19 protein-coding genes are annotated in these 19,117 nt (G+C 38.9%); 4 read left to right on the top strand and 15 right to left on the bottom strand.

Features of this window, described 5'->3' with window-relative positions; translation table 11 throughout:
• Position 1 precedes the first annotated feature (1 nt).
• Together LW139_RS17465 and LW139_RS17460 are read right to left on the bottom strand one after the other, a co-directional pair.
• The gene (locus tag LW139_RS17465; protein WP_109409162.1) at positions 2–946 is read right to left on the bottom strand and encodes a sugar kinase; all 945 of its coding nucleotides are present in this window, start codon (positions 944–946) and stop codon (positions 2–4) included.
• Positions 946–1,965: an SPFH domain-containing protein gene (locus tag LW139_RS17460; RefSeq protein WP_166539615.1), complete on the bottom strand. Its 1,020-nt coding sequence runs from the start codon at positions 1,963–1,965 to the stop codon at positions 946–948. Before LW139_RS17460 ends, LW139_RS17465 begins: the two co-directional genes overlap by 1 nt.
• A gap of 153 nt (positions 1,966–2,118) precedes the next feature.
• Here LW139_RS17460 and LW139_RS17455 point away from each other — a divergent pair, with 153 nt between their 5' ends.
• On the top strand, positions 2,119–2,832 hold the full coding sequence (locus LW139_RS17455; RefSeq protein WP_247850308.1) for an NUDIX hydrolase: 714 nt from the start codon (positions 2,119–2,121) through the stop codon (positions 2,830–2,832).
• A 28-nt stretch (positions 2,833–2,860) separates the two neighbouring features.
• On the opposite strand, the gene aes is transcribed toward LW139_RS17455, so the two are convergent.
• A complete protein-coding gene (gene aes / locus LW139_RS17450; RefSeq protein ID WP_109409160.1) occupies positions 2,861–3,829 on the bottom strand; it encodes an acetyl esterase in 969 nt (322 codons plus the stop codon).
• A gap of 257 nt (positions 3,830–4,086) precedes the next feature.
• On the opposite strand from aes, the gene LW139_RS17445 reads away from it, so the two are divergent.
• Positions 4,087–4,512 carry a TonB family protein gene (locus LW139_RS17445; protein ID WP_166539613.1) on the top strand — a complete coding sequence of 142 codons (426 nt, stop codon included), beginning with the start codon at positions 4,087–4,089 and terminating at the stop codon, positions 4,510–4,512.
• Between the two features lie 75 nt (positions 4,513–4,587).
• Here LW139_RS17445 and LW139_RS17440 read toward each other — a convergent pair whose 3' ends face one another.
• From LW139_RS17440 to LW139_RS17385, 12 genes are all read right to left on the bottom strand, one after another.
• Entirely contained in the window at positions 4,588–6,087 is a 1,500-nt protein-coding gene (locus tag LW139_RS17440) for a helix-hairpin-helix domain-containing protein (protein ID WP_109409158.1), read from the bottom strand.
• Positions 6,088–6,114: 27 nt separating this feature from the next.
• Positions 6,115–7,614 carry a PP2C family serine/threonine-protein phosphatase gene (locus LW139_RS17435; RefSeq protein ID WP_247850307.1) on the bottom strand — a complete coding sequence of 500 codons (1,500 nt, stop codon included), beginning with the start codon at positions 7,612–7,614 and terminating at the stop codon, positions 6,115–6,117.
• A complete protein-coding gene (locus tag LW139_RS17430; protein ID WP_166539611.1) occupies positions 7,614–8,654 on the bottom strand; it encodes a TerY-C metal binding domain-containing protein in 1,041 nt (346 codons plus the stop codon). Before LW139_RS17430 ends, LW139_RS17435 begins: the two co-directional genes overlap by 1 nt.
• Before the next feature lie 106 nt (positions 8,655–8,760).
• Complete coding sequence (locus LW139_RS17425) at positions 8,761–9,399, bottom strand: vWA domain-containing protein (RefSeq protein WP_072068977.1); 639 nt, start codon at positions 9,397–9,399, stop codon at positions 8,761–8,763.
• Complete coding sequence (locus LW139_RS17420; protein WP_109409155.1) at positions 9,399–10,040, bottom strand: TerD family protein; 642 nt, start codon at positions 10,038–10,040, stop codon at positions 9,399–9,401. Before LW139_RS17420 ends, LW139_RS17425 begins: the two co-directional genes overlap by 1 nt.
• A gap of 17 nt (positions 10,041–10,057) precedes the next feature.
• Positions 10,058–10,696 carry a vWA domain-containing protein gene (locus LW139_RS17415; protein WP_166539610.1) on the bottom strand — a complete coding sequence of 213 codons (639 nt, stop codon included), beginning with the start codon at positions 10,694–10,696 and terminating at the stop codon, positions 10,058–10,060.
• Between the two features lie 524 nt (positions 10,697–11,220).
• Positions 11,221–11,709, bottom strand: a complete 489-nt coding sequence (locus LW139_RS17410; RefSeq protein ID WP_166539609.1) for a tellurium resistance protein TerW — start codon at positions 11,707–11,709, stop codon at positions 11,221–11,223.
• A gap of 306 nt (positions 11,710–12,015) precedes the next feature.
• Entirely contained in the window at positions 12,016–12,960 is a 945-nt protein-coding gene (locus LW139_RS17405; RefSeq protein WP_166539608.1) for an HpcH/HpaI aldolase/citrate lyase family protein, read from the bottom strand.
• Positions 12,960–14,036 (bottom strand): cysteine protease StiP family protein, encoded by a 1,077-nt coding sequence (locus tag LW139_RS17400; RefSeq protein ID WP_166539607.1) that lies wholly within the window; start codon positions 14,034–14,036, stop codon positions 12,960–12,962. Before LW139_RS17400 ends, LW139_RS17405 begins: the two co-directional genes overlap by 1 nt.
• Before the next feature lie 2 nt (positions 14,037–14,038).
• Positions 14,039–14,809, bottom strand: a complete 771-nt coding sequence (locus LW139_RS17395) for a hypothetical protein (RefSeq protein WP_247850306.1) — start codon at positions 14,807–14,809, stop codon at positions 14,039–14,041.
• On the bottom strand, positions 14,802–15,938 hold the full coding sequence (locus LW139_RS17390) for a phosphoribosyltransferase domain-containing protein (protein ID WP_247850305.1): 1,137 nt from the start codon (positions 15,936–15,938) through the stop codon (positions 14,802–14,804). The genes LW139_RS17395 and LW139_RS17390 overlap by 8 nt, the downstream gene beginning before the upstream one ends.
• Before the next feature lie 14 nt (positions 15,939–15,952).
• Entirely contained in the window at positions 15,953–17,020 is a 1,068-nt protein-coding gene (locus tag LW139_RS17385) for an ATP-grasp domain-containing protein (RefSeq protein WP_247850304.1), read from the bottom strand.
• A 323-nt stretch (positions 17,021–17,343) separates the two neighbouring features.
• On the opposite strand from LW139_RS17385, the gene LW139_RS17380 reads away from it, so the two are divergent.
• Together LW139_RS17380 and LW139_RS17375 are read left to right on the top strand one after the other, a co-directional pair.
• Positions 17,344–17,928: a TerD family protein gene (locus LW139_RS17380; RefSeq protein ID WP_166539603.1), complete on the top strand. Its 585-nt coding sequence runs from the start codon at positions 17,344–17,346 to the stop codon at positions 17,926–17,928.
• On the top strand, positions 17,929–19,095 hold the full coding sequence (locus tag LW139_RS17375) for a TerD family protein (RefSeq protein ID WP_247850303.1): 1,167 nt from the start codon (positions 17,929–17,931) through the stop codon (positions 19,093–19,095).
• Positions 19,096–19,117 lie beyond the last annotated feature (22 nt).

Below are 19,117 nucleotides of genomic sequence, written 5' to 3'. Positions count from 1 at the left end.
GTTAAATTCGTTGACGCCCTTTTTGGCTAATTAATTGCCCTTGTATATCTGCGATACCAATATGCGCTATGCAGCCGGCATTAAACTGTAAATAGTCATCTTCGATGCCATCAGAAAAAATAACCCCATTTTCTGGCATCAAAGACTCTAATTGTAACGGTGAGTCAGGCTCAATAGTGCCAAAAGTCAGTGCAACACCAGTTGTTCTGCTAGGAAACGGCTCTCTGACACTAAATTGTAGCTTTCGAACACCCCAATCAAAACCTTGTAACAGAGGATGCGAAGCTTCTCCTGTTATTGCCATTGCACCTGCAAGAATGGATTGAAACCACCCCGTTGATCCCAATCCTGTAGACACAATGATGCCTGATGAGGATTGGGCTTCTTGAGCGCCGCTCCATTGTAAAATATACCGTGCGGAGGTGTGACTTTTAGGGCCAATAAATAAGTCATTAACGGCTAATAAAGATTGACCATCATTGGTTGTCGCTTGCGCGAAAGTGACCGTTTTAAATGGCATTTTTTGATTAATAGTATTAATGACTGTCTCTTTTAATTGTCCTATTTCAAAGGGTAATAATTTACCATCCCATCTTGATGGATCAGGATTTATTGCAATGATAGGCTGCCCGTTGAGATATTTCAGTGTATTAGCCACAAGCCCGTCTTGACCAATCACCACCACAATATCGTGGGGTGAGAATTGATAGCTAGGTAATAAATTTCGTTCTAATAGCTGAAATCGTCCTAGTGACTTTAAAATCAACTCAGCTTCTGTTAATTGTTTTTGGTATAGATTGTGTTCGTTGAGGTAATCCTTTACCTCAACATTATTGTGTTCTAAATAAAATTTGGCTTGTGACCAAGTATTGAAGCGCTCGATCAATTCCTGTAAACGGCTTTTTCTCATCACTAACACGAAGCGAAAATCGTTGTTACGTTGCATTATTTACCGCCTTTTTTCATAAATTGGCTAAATAAATCAGGAGTAATATTCAATTCGCCGATTTTCCCTGAATTAAGCGCTAAAGTTTCAAATGCCATTGCCATTAACTGTTGTGAGTCCATTTTTGCTAGCGCCATGGCTTTTAAGTTTTCAACTGGCAATTCACGGTAAGCACGCATGGTGGCTTCAATGGCGTAGGCATCAGCTTCTGATTGTGTTCGCTGATTTTCAGCACTTAACGCGACCAGCTCTTTGCGTTTTGCTTCTGCATTAACTTTGGCTTCAAGGCGTTCTTTTTCAATCTCAGCTTGTTCGCGTAATAATGTACGTTCGTTTTCTAAACGTGCTTCTTCAATTTCTTGTCGTTTACGTTGAACCGATAAGTCAGTTTCTAATTCTGCTTCTTTAATGGTGCGCTCTTGTTCAACGGAGAATTTACGACGCGCATAAATTGCATCATCGGCTTCTTTCAGTAAGGATTCTCTCGCTTCAGCTTCTAGTGCTTTTAAGGTTTCTGGTGATGGTGTGATCGCCGCAATGGAGACATCCAAAATCGCAATACCTAATGCTTCTAATGATGGATGTTCAACTAATTGTTCCATCACCAAAGTGACTAATGATTGGCTGAGTAATAACGCTTCTCTAAGTGGGGTACTTTGGATCTTTGCTTGAATTAAGGTTTGTGCAATACGTACAACGCGATCACTGAGTTTGAGTGGATCTTCTGAGGCATAAGATTTGCCGTTTTTGCTCAAGTTAAAGTTGAGTACTTCTGCGGCTTTTTCTGGAGATTTAACCTGAAATGAGATTTGCCCTTGAATGCGTAAACCCTGAAAGTCTGCGGTTTGGAAGTTAAAAATAAATGGTGCTTCTTGTGCATTTAAAGGTAATGCCGCAATGGAGGTTGTAGCTGAATTATACCAAAAACTTAAGCCTTTACCTTGTTGGCGGATTTTGCCATTCACGGATTTAATGATGAATGTTGATGAGTCAGCTTTAAAATAATTTAAGTTAAACATAGTATTTCCTTATTAAGTGTCTTTGTGACAATAATTGCATTGTGTCTTATAGACACTATTACTGTCAACTGATTTAGTGTCTTTATGACAAAATTTGATTTTTTACTGTTTAACCTTAAAATAGCTTTATCGTTTTCTAATAAAGCTTTCGCCATGAATGAACAAGATTTTTTAGCCAGTTATAACCGCCGTGATTTCCTATCCCCACTTATCACTGTTGATGCCGTGCTGTTTACTTATCATGAAGAGCAGTTAAAAGTGTTGTTGGTGAAAAGAGGGGAGCATCCTGAAAAAGGAAAATGGGGTTTACCCGGTGGATTTGTCGATGAGCTGCAGGACAAATGTCTTGAAGATACAGTGCTAAGAAAATTAAAAGAGAAAACGGGCGTGATCCCCCCTTATATTGAGCAACTCTGTTCAGTGGGAAATAGCCAGCGTGATGCAAGAGGTTGGTCGGTGACGGTTTGTTATAGCGCGTTGATTGCACATCAAGCCTGTGAAGCGCATATCGATACAGTGGATTCAGTAATGTGGTTGCCGATTGATGAGGTTACACAACAAAGCTTAGCGTTTGATCATCAAGAGTTAATTGCACAAGCCAGAGAGCGTTTAAAGCAAAAATCACTCTATTCAATTGTTCCCGGATTTGCATTACCCGAAGTGTTTACCTTGCCTGAGTTACAGCATGTTCATGAAATTCTGATTGGGAAAGAGATCCAGAAAAAATCCTTTAGACGACGCATCGAACAAGCAGATTTATTGATTGATACAGGAGAAAAACGGGCAGAAAGAGGACGCCCAGCAAGTCTGTATCGACTGAAAGAGGCGTCTGCGGATTATCGGTTTATTCGTAATCTTGAGTTTTAATAGGCTGACATTTTATAAAGATAACGGTTTACAAGATCAGCTGTTTTACAAAATAGTGAGCGCCATCTCGAATGGCGTCATCTGCCACTTTCATCATACGTGAGTAGTGTAAAAAGGCATGTAATGTGCCGGAATACATTTTATATTCACAAGGTAATTGATGCGCTTCCAGGGTTTTAAATAGCGTCAGACTATCATCAATAAGTGGGTCGTATTGTGCGCTGGCGATAAAGCAAGGTGGAATATCTTGCGTTAAATCGTTATTAAATAAGCAATAATAAGGTGCATCACGACTGCCAAGTGCGGTTAGATATGCATTATCATATTCTTCTAGATCTTGCTGGCGCAATCCATCCCATTCCCCCCCATAAAGTCGGCGGCTGGTGGAATCACGTAAGCCATATAATCCATACCAAAGTAAAGCTGCACTCACTTTGCCACAGTGAATGTGTTTGTCACGTAACCATAATACGGTGGCAAGTGATAACATGGCTCCCGCAGAATCACCAGCAAAACCAATATGTTGCGTATTAATATCATAGTGTTTTGCATTTTGATGATAATACTGACAAACCTGTGCTGATTCATCAATGGCTTGAGGGTAGCACGCTTCTGGTGATAGTGAATAATCAATACCAATAACAGTACAACCAGTATAGCTGGCAAGCAGCCGCATAATGCGATCGTGAGTATCTAAATTCCCTAAAATAAAACCACCGCCATGCAGATAATAGAGTGTTGCGGATGTTTTTTCTTTGGGTTTATAAAGACGCGTTAATACATTTCCATAAGAAGTACTAACCGAAATATCTTGTATGCTAAACATCTCTGGCGCATCTGCATTCCAATAACGCCTATCTTGATTATAAGCAAGCCGCATCGATGGATAGCCATCATTTTCTGGTGCAGGTTGCGGATTATCTGCATAAAATTGCATAACTTGTTTCATCTCTGGCGAAATAAGCTCTAGCACATTGATTTTATTTTTAGTTTTCATTCATGCCTCCAATTATCACTGTGGGGTATTGTAAATAATGGGGCTGAATAAACTGAGATCTTGATATCCAATATTGAACGTTAGCGTTAAATGGAAAGGGTGAGAGATAAATATGTGATCTGACTTGGATTTAAATAAAATGGCTAAAATAGGATTAATTGCACAGTTTTTCTTAACTAAATATAGATCTGAGAATAGAAATGATTATGAGATGTGTTATTGTGTTTTTATATTTAATCTTATTTTAGAAACGAAAAATGAAAATAAAATTAGCTATTTTAAGTTTACTTTGCAGCACTATTTTATTAAATGGATGTGCGACTCAACCAATGCAGTCAGATGAACAATCTCATTTGTTACTGAAACCAAAATTAGCTGATGAACCAGAGAAAATGACTCAAAGTGAAATAAAAGAGCCAAATCTTACGGTTAAAAATCACCCTAAGAATTTATCACGTCCATTACCTAATTATCCTGTAAAAGCTTATTTTCAAGGTATTGAAGGTGAACTAAAGGCGAAATTTGATGTTGATGAAAATGGGCATGTACAAAATATTAGGATGTTAGATTCACCTTTAGTGGATGTTTTTGGTTTGTCACTTATTCACGCTATGGAACAATGGCGCTATGAAACAGGAAAACCAGCAAAAGATTTAAATTTGGTTATGAAATTTAAGCTTTGAGCTCAAGATTAAATTTAATACCATGAAAAAAGAGAATAATCCGCGATAAATTAAACAGATTATTCTCTTACTTTATTAATTTGATACTAATTGCACCACAACAAGTCGCCCGCCTTCTTCTGTCGATAACACAAATTGCAACCCATCTGTTAGTGCAATTTTATCGCCAATCGCTATCTGCTTTTTCTCTGGTAATACCATTAATCCATCAATACGCTCATTAACAAGCCACCATGTTGAGTTGTGATAAACAAAATAGCCTACGCGCTTTTTCTGTTCATCTGTGGTGCGTTCATTAGGCGCAATAAGGCGATTAACATGCCAAGGAAACAGTGATTGATTACTCCAAACCATTAAGCGGTGATCGTCGGGTCTAAAGCTACCGGCTTTACGTGAAGAATAAAGATTTAAAATCGGTAATTGCCCTTTATATGGCGTATGACAATAAGGACAAACGGGCTGTGTTTTTCCTGAAAAAACATACCATTGCTGTTCACAATTTTTATTCTGACAAGGCTGAACTAAATCTACCGTTTTGACTAAAGCGGTTTCCCATTCATCTGCAGTAGGCCGTTGTGAAGGATCGTGTAATCCTGTAATAAAGGCTCTTTCAAAAAGAGGTGTTAGGTAAGGCCCCATAATCGTGTATGGGATTTTTTTAGGATCAGCCCAAGGTAGAGATGACGGTTTTACCTGATTCAATTTTACCGCATTGCTATGATCTGTTGGGTGTTCAATAAACAGCGCTTTTTCACCCATAGAGAGTGTCTCATCTCGCATTTCATCGTCAAGATCGTGAATTTTACCGCCACGTAATGGGTGGCGATAAAACAGATACATATAGATTAATACTGCAAGTGCGTGCCTATCGGTCGTAATGCTTGGCAAGATACGGTTAGGATCTTCTTTCGGTAAATGGCTGGTTTTTACCACTTCAGGTGCAATAAAATCAGGTGTTCCAACAACATCAGGCGGGTATTTGCCGGGCACCACTAAACCGTCAATATCAATGACACAGGCATGACCTTGTTCAGGATCGATAAGGACGTTTTTATAGCTTAAATCACTATGGCATAAGCCTGCTGCATGCATTCGGCGAACGGCACGAGAGAGCAATAAGCAGACTTTCAGGTAATTTAATAAATTGCCTCTTTCACGAGGATCGAGAAATTTATTTTGGTTGTTGGCACTTGCAAACCATTTACCTTCTTTTTCGCGGCCTTTTATCGCTAGAAAGTCGTTGTTTTTAGAGCCATATTTAAAGAAAAAGTGGGATTGATACGTCGGCACCACAATACCGATTTTACCTTGATGTTCAACAACATCAGTTGGCCAGCAGAAAAGGTTTTTCCAGTATTCACCGCCACTTTGCTCAAAGATATTATGACGATAAGAGCCTGTTATCATATCGATTCTATCTTTGGCTTGTGCGTTTTGTTTTGTCTTATAAAAGGCAACAACATAGGTTCTGTCAGGGGAAAAATAGACATCTTTCATTGAGCCAGAGCCAATAATTTCATTGACGTACTGAACTGTTTTTCCACTTTGCGTTGTACAGGTAATGATATCTGCCATGAAACTCACCTATTTTCTCTTTGATGATCACCACGCCACAACCAGAGTGCGGTCATCGTGATTGCCTGCTGAAAAGAAATTTAGCCATTCGGCCAGTGTTTGATCAGCGGTTTCTGGTGAGGCTAAACAAGGCGATATTTCATCAATAAGCGCTGCCCATTTATTGGGATCTTGTAAGCCGTTATCTGTTTCAAACTTCGGATCAGACACACCATCTGTCATTAATATCAGGTGTGAAATTTCGCTCCATTTACCAATAATAATGCGTCGATTAAATTCGATATCATTAAGCGCATTATCATCAAGAAAACGGGTTTGTCCTGCATATTCACCACTATCAGGAATACCTAAAACGCGGACTTTTCCAGCGGGTCCATAAGCGGCAATTGCACCATCACCCATCCAAAAGGCTGCTGCAAATAGCTCATCATTGATGCGTAAAGTCACTGTTGCCAACAGTGTAGTTGAAAATGATTTTACGGGTTCATTAATGCGAATGGCTTCATTTTTTAGGTGATTAATCGCAAGCTGTGACGCATTGTGAAATAGCTTAGAAAAAAAGTTGCCTACCTGCCTTTTCTCATTCTCATCATCCCATTGGTGAATGGTGTTGAGATAAGGGGCTAATGCTGGATTTTTTTCAATGTTCAATTGTTCTTGAAGGTATTCACTGACCACTTTGGTGACAATGCGTGAACCTTCACGAGAGTAGCGAGCACTACCTGCACCGTCAGCGACAATTAAAATATTCCATTGGCTTTGGCTATCGTGATGAATATAAAAATCGTCATCACGAAATGTACCTGCATGTTCGTGAGAGCGACCACGACGACTTGCTCCTGCAATACGAATACCGTCTTTAAGAATAAGTTTGCTATCAATATGTGCTTTAGGATAAGGGCTATTTGCGGGAGGTTCGTTAATTTGCCATAAGCTACGAGGATCAGGATTAATGATTAATAAGACGTCATTGTGATAGCAAATGGCATTAACAGACCAATGGACAACCAATGTGAAATTGCCACTTTTTGTTGGTGTGCCGACTAAACCACAACTTTCGGCATCAAAGGTTATGCCGAGAGCTTCCGGAAAATTCACAGACTCAATTTGTGCAGTATCAAGCGTATCTAATTCAATATTAATAGAAGAATTAAATTCGCTACCGACTTTGGCATTAGAAAGGGTGATTTTGGCCGTAGGGCGGTGAATAGTCGGTTTCTCTATTGGCATTGGTGATGAGTGTGTAGGAATTTGCCCTGGTTTTAATGGGCTTTCTTTTGGTAATGATGTTTCGTCAGAGGCTAAATTGCGCGCTGGTGGCAATAACAGAAGAATAGGTTGTACGTTGTCTTGTGGTGTTATTTTTTCTGCTGTTTTTGCTTTAATTTTATCAATAATAAAATCAATATGTTGAGCGATTTCTGTATCTTCATATAACGCAATAATCAGCTCTTCATGTACCGCAATGCGTTGCGAAGTTAGCGTATCATCAATAATCAGTTTTGTGAGTAGGGCTTTTTTATCCATTAGCCTTTACCTCGAGTGACATCAAAGTCAGATTGATTGCTGTTATTTCCAAAGGTGATGCTGTTATCACACCATGGGCAAATAACGGTTTCAGGGCCATTTACACAGAGTAATTTACCACATTGGCAAACGGCAAAAGCAGTGGCATTACCACAATAAGGGCAACCAGGAGTGCCATGAAGCTCACTGGTATTTACTTGATATGCCGTAGCGCTGAGATCGCTCCATGCAAAGTAATCTTCATTTAAGGTGTAGCAGCCCGTTAAATTAAATCCATTGAGGTTTAGATTAAAATCAAGTCCAGAGGCTTTCATGGGTGGGCGTTCATATTTCATTAAATAAGGCGATCGAGTGTGGCTACAACGGCCGACAAATGTGACACAAGATTCATCATAGGTACGAGCTACATCATCTTTGGCAAGGCGAACAATTTGCTCGGTTTTGCTTAAAAGTGGAGGTGTTTCCTCGCCAACACTGCGACTATGAGAAACCACAGACATTGTTATCCATTTTATAAAACGGGTGAAATCGCCTTCTTGTGCTTCAGTAAATAACAGCACATTTTCAGTTAATTGTGATAGCGCGTGTAAGTCAGCACTTAAGCCTAATCCAATCGCAATTAAGTTAACTTTGTTGGCGTAGTGGGCTTTCCAGCGTTTTATCTCTTGTGCGTAATCATCAGTTGGTCTACCGTCAGTAAGAAGATAAACAACAGGTTTCCAATCACCTTTTTGCTCAATCGTGGTTTTTTTAACTTGAGTATCGATTTGGTGAGTGAGTTCTCGTAACGCACTGCCTAGTGATGTGCCACCACCAAGAGGAAGCTGAGGGGGATAAAAAGAGACAACTTCAGTGAGTGGAACAATGGTTTTCGCTACGCCAGCAAAGGCAATGACAGAAACCCAAGCAGTTTCAAGAGCGTGAGGATCTCGCCTGAGATCACTAATAATAGTCGTAAGACCGTCATTCATCTTTTTTAGGTTTTCACCTATCATCGATTCTGAGCAATCTAACACAAAGAAAATAGGTAGCCTTCTCATTGTTATACCTTATCACTTTATAGTGGCTGTTATATATTTGTGATGGATAAACCAAAGCCTAAATAAAATAAAAGCAAAGCCTGTTTTAGCGCTTTGCTTTTGTGGATCACAGTACTAACTGAATTTCAGGCGGTGGTGGTGGTAATGTGTCTTTATCGGTGTTAATGCCCGCACTGGAACTGCCAGATGCGACACTAGCAGAAACCCATTTGAAAAAGCCTGAGAAGGCGTTAGAGTCTAATGTTTCTAATGCCACCACTTGAGATGTAAGCTCTTTAAGGTGGTCATGTTTGGCTTTTGGACCAACTGCACAGGCGATGATCGAACCAAATGAGCGTTTTTTCACTTCTTTAATGGCTTCACCATAGGCGTAAGCATCAGAAGGGGTGCCATCTGTCATTAAGAAGACCAGTGGGCGCCAGTCACCTTTTTGATCACCATCAGAGCGTTTAATATCACGATCAACACACTTGATTAAACATTCAAGAGCTGCACCAGTAAATGTGCCACCAGAGCTAGGAACGGTGATATCAGTGAATTGGAAATCTTCTAATGCCGTTAAAGGAATAAATTCACGTGCTTCATTATCATAAGTGATAATTGAGATATGTACGCTTTCTAATGCGTAGGGATCTTGTCTCAATGCATTTAGCATTGTTTGTATTCCTACGTTAACGGCATGAATAGATTCACCTCTCATTGATCCTGATGTGTCAATAAGTAGGTAAACAGGAAGTCTTCTCATTAGGTAAAGTCCTTTAAGTAAGAAACAAAACTATCTGAACTTGAAGGTTCACCAATAGCGTTAAGTTTCCAGCCATTTTCTTCTCTGACTAATTCAGCAAATAACATTGAGCGTTGATTATTGAAGGCTTCGCCTCCTGATAAATCAAAACGAGCCATTTCTACATTTTTAGCATCAACGGCGCGGATAAAGGCATTTTGTACTTTACCAAAGTGTTGTTGTAGCTCACGCCCATTGTAAATCTGAACAATAAAGACGATTTTGGTAAATTTAGGATCTAGGGTATTTAATTTTGCAATGATCTGTTCATCATCCCCATCACCAGCACCTGTACGGTTATCACCTGTTAACCAGATTTGCCCAGATTTATGTTTAAGGCTATTAAAAAAAATAATATCGCCATTAACAAGAGAAGGTTGTCCACCTTCAATTTTACCCAGATCATTGACCTTGCCGTTTTCACCACATAAAAAGGCGATAACGTCTAAATCGTATTCTTCGCTTTTTTTGCCAAAAAGCCCACCAAGGAATCCGCGTTTTTCTTCGTTGATATCCCAACCTAAACCGATAGTGACAGAGGAAAGGTCATATTCATTTTTCTTTAAACTAATACCTTGTCCTTTTTTTAAACTCACTGACATATTCATTCCTTTTTTATTTAAAGTACAACGTTAACCTCAGGAGGAGGTGGTGGTAAGTCATCAAGATCACTAATATCTTTTTTGGTTAAATCGACTTTTTGGCTACCGACAGAAATACTGGCTGAAACCCACTTAAAGAATGATTTTATGGTGTTAGAATCCGCCGTATCTAGCCGTAATACAATCTCAGTAATATTTTTGAGCACATCCGTTTGTGCTGATTGTCCTGCTGCGCAAGCAATCACAACACCAGTACGGGCTGCTTTAAATTTCTCAACGCCTTTTTTCCAATCGTCAGTTGGTGCGCCATCAGTCATTACAAAAACAAGCGGACGCCAATCACCTTTAGTTTCAGCGGTTGTTTTTTGTACTTCGTTTTCAATACGATCAGAAACTAATGTGAGCGCCTCACCTAATGCCGTTGTTCCACTTGCTACTAAGTCAGGTACGTTAAAGTTAATTAAATCAGTGAGTGGAACAATTTGTTGTGCGGTTGAATTAAAGGTGATGATAGAAATATAGGCGGTTTCTAATGCGTAAGGATCTTGGCGTAATGTTGATAAGAGCATTTCAACGCCATTCTTTACTGCTTCAATAGGTTCGCCATACATAGAACCCGATGTATCAAGTAAAAGGTAAACTGGCAATCTTCTCATGCATTTATCCTGTTAGTGAGATAGGAATAAGCGGTTAATATACTAACCGACTGATGAACGTGTTGAATTGAGATTATGCTTAGTTTAATTAAATTAGGCAAAAAACGCAGTGATGATTGTCCGATATTATTAATCTGAAATAAGATCGCATAAAAAGTAAAATAAAAGAGAATTTAATCCACGCTCACTCTTATTTTGTGTAGTTAATGGGCATTTATTATTAAAGATATTTTTATTGATTAGTCTTAATTGGAGTGATCTAAAAAGAATGGCTAATAAAGATTAGGTATAAATACTTTTCATTTATATAAAATCAAATAATTAAATAAAAAACAAGTGAATTCAATTGATTACGTTTATTTTAATTTTACATTAAAAATAAGTAAAAATAAAACAACAACTCATTAATTATATAAAAAATATTAATTTAATAAGTATTTTATTTAATTTATTATTGATTGTGAAAATAGCTTGATACTAATGTATCAAGCTATTTCTTAATATATATTATTGTTTTTTTAAACCTATTTTTTGTCTTTTTCTTTTTCAGCTAATTCAGTAAGTGTTGATTGAATTAAATTTTCAATATAATGGTCAACCAATAATTCAACCGCTTCACTGCGTGTGGAATTATTTAAATAAGATAATCTGTCAATTTTGCGTAATGCTGACATTTTTAATGAAAGTGAAACCGATTTCTTCTTATCTTTATCAAGATAAACTCGGCTTGTCATTCCATTATGACGAAGATCTTCACTGGCTGATAATGCCTCACGCATACGACGTAAGGTTTTATTATCAAGTTGACCACGTTCAGTCATTTGATAAGCTCGAGACGCTTTACTGTACTTTATTTCAGCGTCATAAGAATCTCTTATCTCTTTTAAAACGCGAGTTAACGTTGGCTCTGAGCATTCAAGAGCAGAAATAATCTTAATGGTTGGAACCTTTTTTCCCGAGCTTAAAAGGGTTGCCAGTGTAAAGACTCTGACCTGACGAGTGCTTAATTGCATGCTTAGTTACCACTTATTCTGTCATTCGTGTGTTAAAATATTCGGCTGTAATTTTTATTATTCTTGTTCTTACACTTTATTTACAAGTATCAGAAACATTACAAGTATAAATAAAATAAGCGTCCTATTAAATGTAGTATAAAATAATAATTCAAATGAAAAAAATGACTTTTTAAATAAAAAAGTCGGTTTTGTTTTTATAAGTTCTAGTTAAAGATAACATGTTTTGACTAGAAACTTATAAATCAAAATCAAGATAAGATAATTATTTTATCTTATCGAGTTCATCACCTGCTATAGAGTGTTTTATGTTGCATTAAAACGTTGAGCATTATTTTGTTGGTTAGGAATAATGCCATAAATTTTAGCTCTGGTTAAAATACTCAATGCCCAGCGACGATGTGTTGCAGGTTCACACATCGCACCTTGTGATTTAAAGACGGCTTGCGTTGAGTTTAAGATACGCAAAGCATCTGAGTGATCGGATTGAGATACCATGAGGGCTTGTTCAATCTTGTGAATTTGCTTTGGATGTATCGCCGTTTTACCAACAAGACCATTAGCAATATCAAGAGCAAGCTCTTTATCCATAATATGGTGATCATCAATATGCTCACAAACTGGCGCGGTGAGAGCAAACTGACGAGCACCAAATACAGCAACTAGCATTTTTATGACATAACCCATTGGGCCATCATAAAGTGTTAACTGGCGATTACGTCTTAGCGAAATCACATTCATTAAGTCATTTCCACCAATACGTAACGCGATAATTCTGTTATGACAAGGGTGAGTCAGTAGGTGGTTTGCAAGCGCTGTCATTTGAATAACATCAAACACCTCTTCGGTTTCAAGAGTTGGCATCATACATAAATGCGTGTTCTCAATGATATTCCACCAAACTGGTAAAGAGGCTTGAGTAAATTTAGGCAATACAAGACCATCAATAGCACTGACATCAAGGTTTTCAGTGATCCATTGGCCCATTTCCGTATGGCGAGGGCGAATAAATAGCAAAGGCCAATGGCTACAATCATGGTTCTTTTTATGCTCTGCCAACTTAGTTAATAACGTAGCCAAATTTTCTAATGCCACCGGAATATCAGCATCGCTAACCGCATCTTCTAAACAGATAATTAAAGAGCGTAACCCTTCAATTTTCTGATCGATAATTGTTGTCGCAATATCTGTTCGAGTTGCTGGCATATAAAGCGTTGCCCCTAAATTCCACGGGGATAATCGTTCAATCATTATTTCACCTTTTTAATGATAGTCACTGCACGATATTGACCAAGCGCTTGCCCTGCTTCAATAACAGCAATATTTTTTTCTTGCGCAAGATAAACCAGTAATGCCACATCAGGATCAGTTATCTCTCTCACAAGAACATGGTCAGGTACACGGCGTAAAACAGCGCGTGTGGCTTCAGCAATACCGGGTTTTATACGATTGATATTTGAAATATCATATTTTTTTGCAAGTGAACTAACGACGTTTTCGCTTAGCTTTTTTAAGTCTGATTGTTGTTCTTTAAATGTGGCATGTGGAATATCGTTATCAATCAAGCGATCAACGACTTTTCCTACAATATCAACAAGGTATCGACTGCATTCATATTGTTTTAAATGTTGGCAATCGACAAAACCATGAAAACCTTTTTCTGTCCAAATTGAACGTGAAATTAATCCTGAAACGGGGGCGCCCATGATCCCAAAGGGGATAAGCCAATCTTCATCACTGGCACTTAGCCATGCGCAACCACAAGGATCTGCAAGGACGACAAGACGTGGTTGTGGGGGATAGCCTTCGCGTCCGGTTAATGAGCGAATTAACTCACCTGTAATAGCGCCTTTTCCCGTCCAACCATCAACAAAAACAATTCCTTCTGTACCGTGATGTTGTTCAATCCATGAAAGCGCTTCGCTATCAATGCCTCTATCTCGAATAATGCTTATTCCATAGTGATAAGAGGTTTTTCCCATTTTGCGCAATGTTTGTTGCAACATTACGCCTAAAGGAACACCTGCACGTACAAGGCTTGTTAGAATAATCGGGGTATCACCAAAGCGTTCAATAAGGGATTTTGCCAACATAATCACTTCAGTTGCTAAGCGCGTCGCACCGGTTTCTAGCGCTTTTTCAAAGAGATCAAGATGCCATGTTGTGGGTTCTGGCTCTTGGCTTAGCATGTCAGAATAGTGACGTTTACCTGATTGTATTAGCTCTTCCTTTAACTCAACCGGCGTCATTTCAATATTGACGGGTTGAAGTAGAAAATCGACATCACCTGATACATAAGATCCTGAAAACGGTTTATGATCCATCATGTTTATTCTCCAAAAATTTTTGTGTTGATCGCATCAGCAAATTGGCTTTGGCGAGGAAGCCCATACCAACTGCACAATTTCATAAAGCGATGATCACTCAGACTATCGCCTAAACCAATGACAGGAAAAACGCCACGTTCTGCCTTTAATTTATTAAGCAAATAGGTGACGGCTTTACCTTTTTCAATAGGCTCAGGTAACCAAGCAATATTGTTACTGTTGCGATGAATATAAAAACCTTCTGTTGAGAATGTTTTTTCTATCTCATCACCTATGGCGTATAGCTCTTCTAGTCGGGTGCTATCGTTATGCTTCATCACTAAATAAATAGGCAAATCACCATATTCATAGTTAATTCGTGCCCAACCATCAATATGTCGTTCCGCCATTAATTGCGTAATGGATTGTTGTAGTGCGAGCAAACGTTGTGTATAGGTCGCTAAGCTTTGAGTGATATAGCTTTGCCATTGCGCATCTGCTGTGCCTTCAGGGGTTAATACCACAGCACCATGTGTGGTAATTACCCATGAATGAAAAGGGATCGTGACTCGGCTTATTTCTTCTGTACCCCGCGCGGTAACAGGAATTAAGTCAGCATGTTCTAGCATCCAATCTACCAGCATGGCTTGTTCTTGCGTCATAAAGCTACGAGGCTCTAAGCTTCTGTCTAATGCCCCTGTTTTATAGGGTTCTAGCGCTAATTCATCTATCATTTTGCGACGCGTTTGAAATAAGGTGTCGTCGAGATCAGTTAAAATAACGGGCTTAGTCATAACTAATTACCTCAACAATTGGTGCAACTTTATTAAGGGCTTCCATCAGTTGGTTATCAATACTGTCAATCGGGGTTTCACAACAAAGTAAAATACGATCAAATTGTTGGTGTGCCACGTTATAGACAAAATTAGGAATGCCTAAACCATAATTATCAGTAAAAGTAATGGCTGACTGAATAGCAAAATTGGTTGAAATCGGTGAACGTGTTGTCGAGCTATATTTTACAATAGCACCTTGTTTTTCAAGACGTTCGGCCAATAAGAATGGTTCCCAGACAAATTCTCCCGACCCTAATACAAGAATTTTTTCATCAACTGATACTTTGATAGTTAAACCAAGATCATTTGCAGGCGTTGTCATCCCTAATCGTCCCCAGCTTTGTTTGCCTGTAATCGCAACTTGACCTGATGCCGTAATATTGACATTAGGCATAATAGGTAGGGGGGCATTAGGATCAGCATCCCATTGCCATTCACCTTGAACTAAAGAGAGAGTCTTAATCGGTAATGGGGCGCGTTCAGCGATAGATTCACCACTCCAATCCGTCAATGTGACAGCAATAACGTGTTCAATATGTGTTAATCCACCTTCTTCACGTAGTGCTGAAAGTAGGTTAATAAAGGTATTGCCCGTAGTGGCTTCATCATCAATTAATACAACGGTTTTTGCTTGTTGTACCCACTGACGTTGCTCTGCTGTTTTTGGCAAATAGAGTAAGTGATCGGTCGCGTGGCTGTGATTTTCTTTAAATTCACACAGCAGTTCACCATTATCAACAGGGTGACGTGTTGAGGTTAAATAAATCGCTTGTTGATAGCGACTTCTTACCTCATCAAAAATACCAGCGCCTAAACCTACGGCGGTTTCCGCCATACCAATAAACAAAATAGGGCCTTCAAGTGAAGGAGGAAATTGTTTGGCAAGTCTTTGGTAGGTTTCACGCATTTTTTGGGGTGAAACAGGAATATGACGGCCTAATACCTTACTGACAAATAAAAATGCACGCTTAGGATTGCGTCTTTCTGCAATATCAAATAATTCATCAAGTAACTCAATAGGGCAATTTGGCGTCACGCTCAATGTGCCACAACTAAGCTGGCGACGATAAACTAAAGAGTCACTCATGCTATTTTTCATTATTAATTATTATCCGTACTTATTACGTTTGTTAACGTTGAATTGAAAACAATAGAATCGGTGATTGAGCGTATTTTTGTCGGTGTAAAATAGTTATTTTGAGCTTGAGCCTCTTCAATACTCATCAATCCCATTTGGCGTAAAGCAAAAATACCAGCAAGGTTAATGCCGCAGTGTTGGGTATAACCGATGCCACCGGAAGGGCGCATATTAATTTCAAGTAATAATGGATGGCCTTGATGATCATTTCGAGTTTGCACATTCACAAGACCATCTGCTTTCATCGCTGTGGCACACGCTTTGCCTAATTCATAGGCTTCACCTGAAATTTCTAAATGTTGTATTGCACCTTCTTTGCGTCGAGCAACAGCAGCAATAACATTGCCTTGCTCAACAACCATATCAACAGAGTATTCAGGGCCGGGTAAATAAGGCATGAGCACTAATGGCTCAAAGTGTTCAACCGATTTTAATGCATCAACATATTGTTGTGGATTAACTTGGCGATTTTCTGGGTGGTTAAACAGCGCCATCGGCGAAACCTGATTATCAAAGCGCCAAAAACCCATTCCATAAATGCCTTTTACTGGCTTAATGCATAAAGGGATCTCACCAAAAGGTAGATTTTTTATTTGTTTTTCTAATTCATCGATTGAGTCAATATAAATGGAAGGTACAACAGGAAGACCGCATTGTTCCATAGCTTGTGCAAAAGCGACTTTATTATCAGCTAATTGAAGCTGTCCGAGCTCAGTTGCACCTGTGGTTAATTTTACCCCTAATGACTCAATTTCTTTGCGGTGTAATTCAAACCATGCACCATTGCGCCCAGTATGAATGGCTCTCACTTGATGTTGTTTTACAACATCAGCGATAAATTTTAAGCGTAATGTCTCTTCAATAGGTTCATAAAAAGCCCCATCAGCAAGCGATAAAATCTCATTTCGTGTATGGCGATGAGATGCGAGCACAAAAATTTCTTGGTGCTGCTGTTTTGCAAAGTCTTTAACACTTTGAATAATATCGCGTTGTGATGATAAACCTTCCATAAACCAAATCGTATTGTTCATTACGCTGTATACCGTGAAATAAAAGTGTAGGGTTCAAGTCCTATAATCATGAAGTTTTCGAAGAACTGTGTCAATCATAATATGATTTATTTGATTTTAGTTTAAATTAGACTAACCAATAACGTTATTATTATAATTATTTTGTATTTTTATAATTTATTTTTACAAAAATATTAATTATATCAATGGGTTTACAAAACTTCATGTTCGGGTGGTAAAAATAGTCTTGCTCATGTACTTCATCATGATATGATGATTTTCATGATATGGATTTAATCACAAATGGCATTGTTGTTTCACTCTACCTCTGAAGGAATTTAATTATGGTTTCATTAAGCAAGAATCAAACAGTTTCTCTCAGTAAACAAGCACCTACACTGAGCCATTTAATGTTTGGTTTGGGCTGGGATCCGATTAAGAAAAAAGGATTATTAGGCGGTCTTTTTGGTGGTGGTGGTTCTATTGATTTAGATGCAAGTTGCGTTTTACTTGACGCAAATGGCAATCAAATCGATACCATTTGGTTTCGCAAATTAAAATCAAGTTGTCAGTCAGTGGTTCACTCTGGTGATAACTTAACTGGAGACGGTGACGGCGATGATGAAACTATTTTCGTTGATTTAGACCGTTTACCAACAAATGTTGAATACTTGGTCTTCACTGTAAATAGTTTCCGAGGACAAACATTTAATGAAGTTGAAAACGCATTCTGTCGAGTTGTTGATAAAACAACTAATAAAGAGTTAGTGCGTTATACCTTAACAGAGCAAGGCACTCATACTGGTATTGTGATTGCGTCGATGCAACGTAATCATGGTCAATGGGATTTCACCGCGTTTGGTGCACCTTGCAAAGGCCGTGTTATCAACGACATGATGCCTGATATTGTGGCGACGGTGGTGCGATAAATGAATATGACTCCCGGTGGGAATGTACCCGTTCCTAATCAAACATTAATCGTTCGTATTCAATCTGGCGCACCTGTTGATGTTTCCGCTTTTAGACTTTATGCCTCAGGTAAAGTGAATGGCGATGCCGATATGGTGTTTTATGGACAAACAGCGAGTGATGATCGCACTGTTATTTATGCAACAGCAGGAAATAGCACTTCTTTTACCGTAGATTTAACACGTTTACGTCCTGATGTTGAAAAAATTGCGTTTACAGCGACTTGTGAAGGTCAACAAACTATCGCAAATTTACAACGATTATCGATTCAAGTTGAGGCTAATAATGAGGTTGTTGCGAATGGCAATGTTGATATTAACGGTCGTCCTGAAGCAGCACTAATTTTAGGTGAATTGTATCGTCGTAATGGTAGTTGGAAGTTCCGTTTTATCGCTCAAGGATTTAACGGTGGCTTAAAACCATTAGCTGAACATTTTGGGGTTGATATTGCAGACTCTGAACCAGCACCAGCACCAGCACCAGCACCGAAACCAGCTCCAGCGCCAAGTTCGGTGAACTTAAGTAAGGTTTCTCTAACCAAAGAGAAACCTGCAATCAGCCTAACGAAGAAAGATGATTTTGGAAAAATTCGTATTAATCTTGATTGGCATCGTGAAAGTAAGAGTGGTGGATCAGGGTTATTGGGTGGATTGTTTGGCGGAAATAAAGGTATCGACTTAGACATTGGTGCTTTTGTTGAACTTCAGCAAGGCCATAAATCGGTTATTCAAGCATTAGGAAACGGATTTGGTGATTTCAATCGTATTCCTTATGTTGAATTACAAGGTGATGATCGTACGGGAGATGTTGCTGGTGGTGAATGGATCTTTGTGAATGGGCGTGAATGGAAAAATATCAAGCAAGTGCTAATTTTCGCGTTTATTTATGAAGGTGTACCGAATTGGAGCAAAACAGATGGCGTGGTTACCATTCATGTACCTGATCAGCCACCTATCGAAACACGCTTAACTGATGGTAATAATGGTCGTGGCATGTGTGCTATAGCACGACTGGTTAATGAGAACGGCTCAATCAGAGTTGAACGTCTCAATGAGTTTTTTAAAGGCCACCGTGATATGGATAATGCCTACGGGTGGGGATTTCGCTGGACAGCGGGTTCTAAGTGATCAAGTTGATATAAGGAAAAGT

Origin of the sequence: Proteus vulgaris (assembly GCF_023100685.1) — a bacterium.
Classification (GTDB): domain Bacteria; phylum Pseudomonadota; class Gammaproteobacteria; order Enterobacterales; family Enterobacteriaceae; genus Proteus.
The sequence above is the reverse complement of the archived record's forward strand: the minus strand, read 5'-3'. Positions and strand labels throughout refer to the sequence as shown.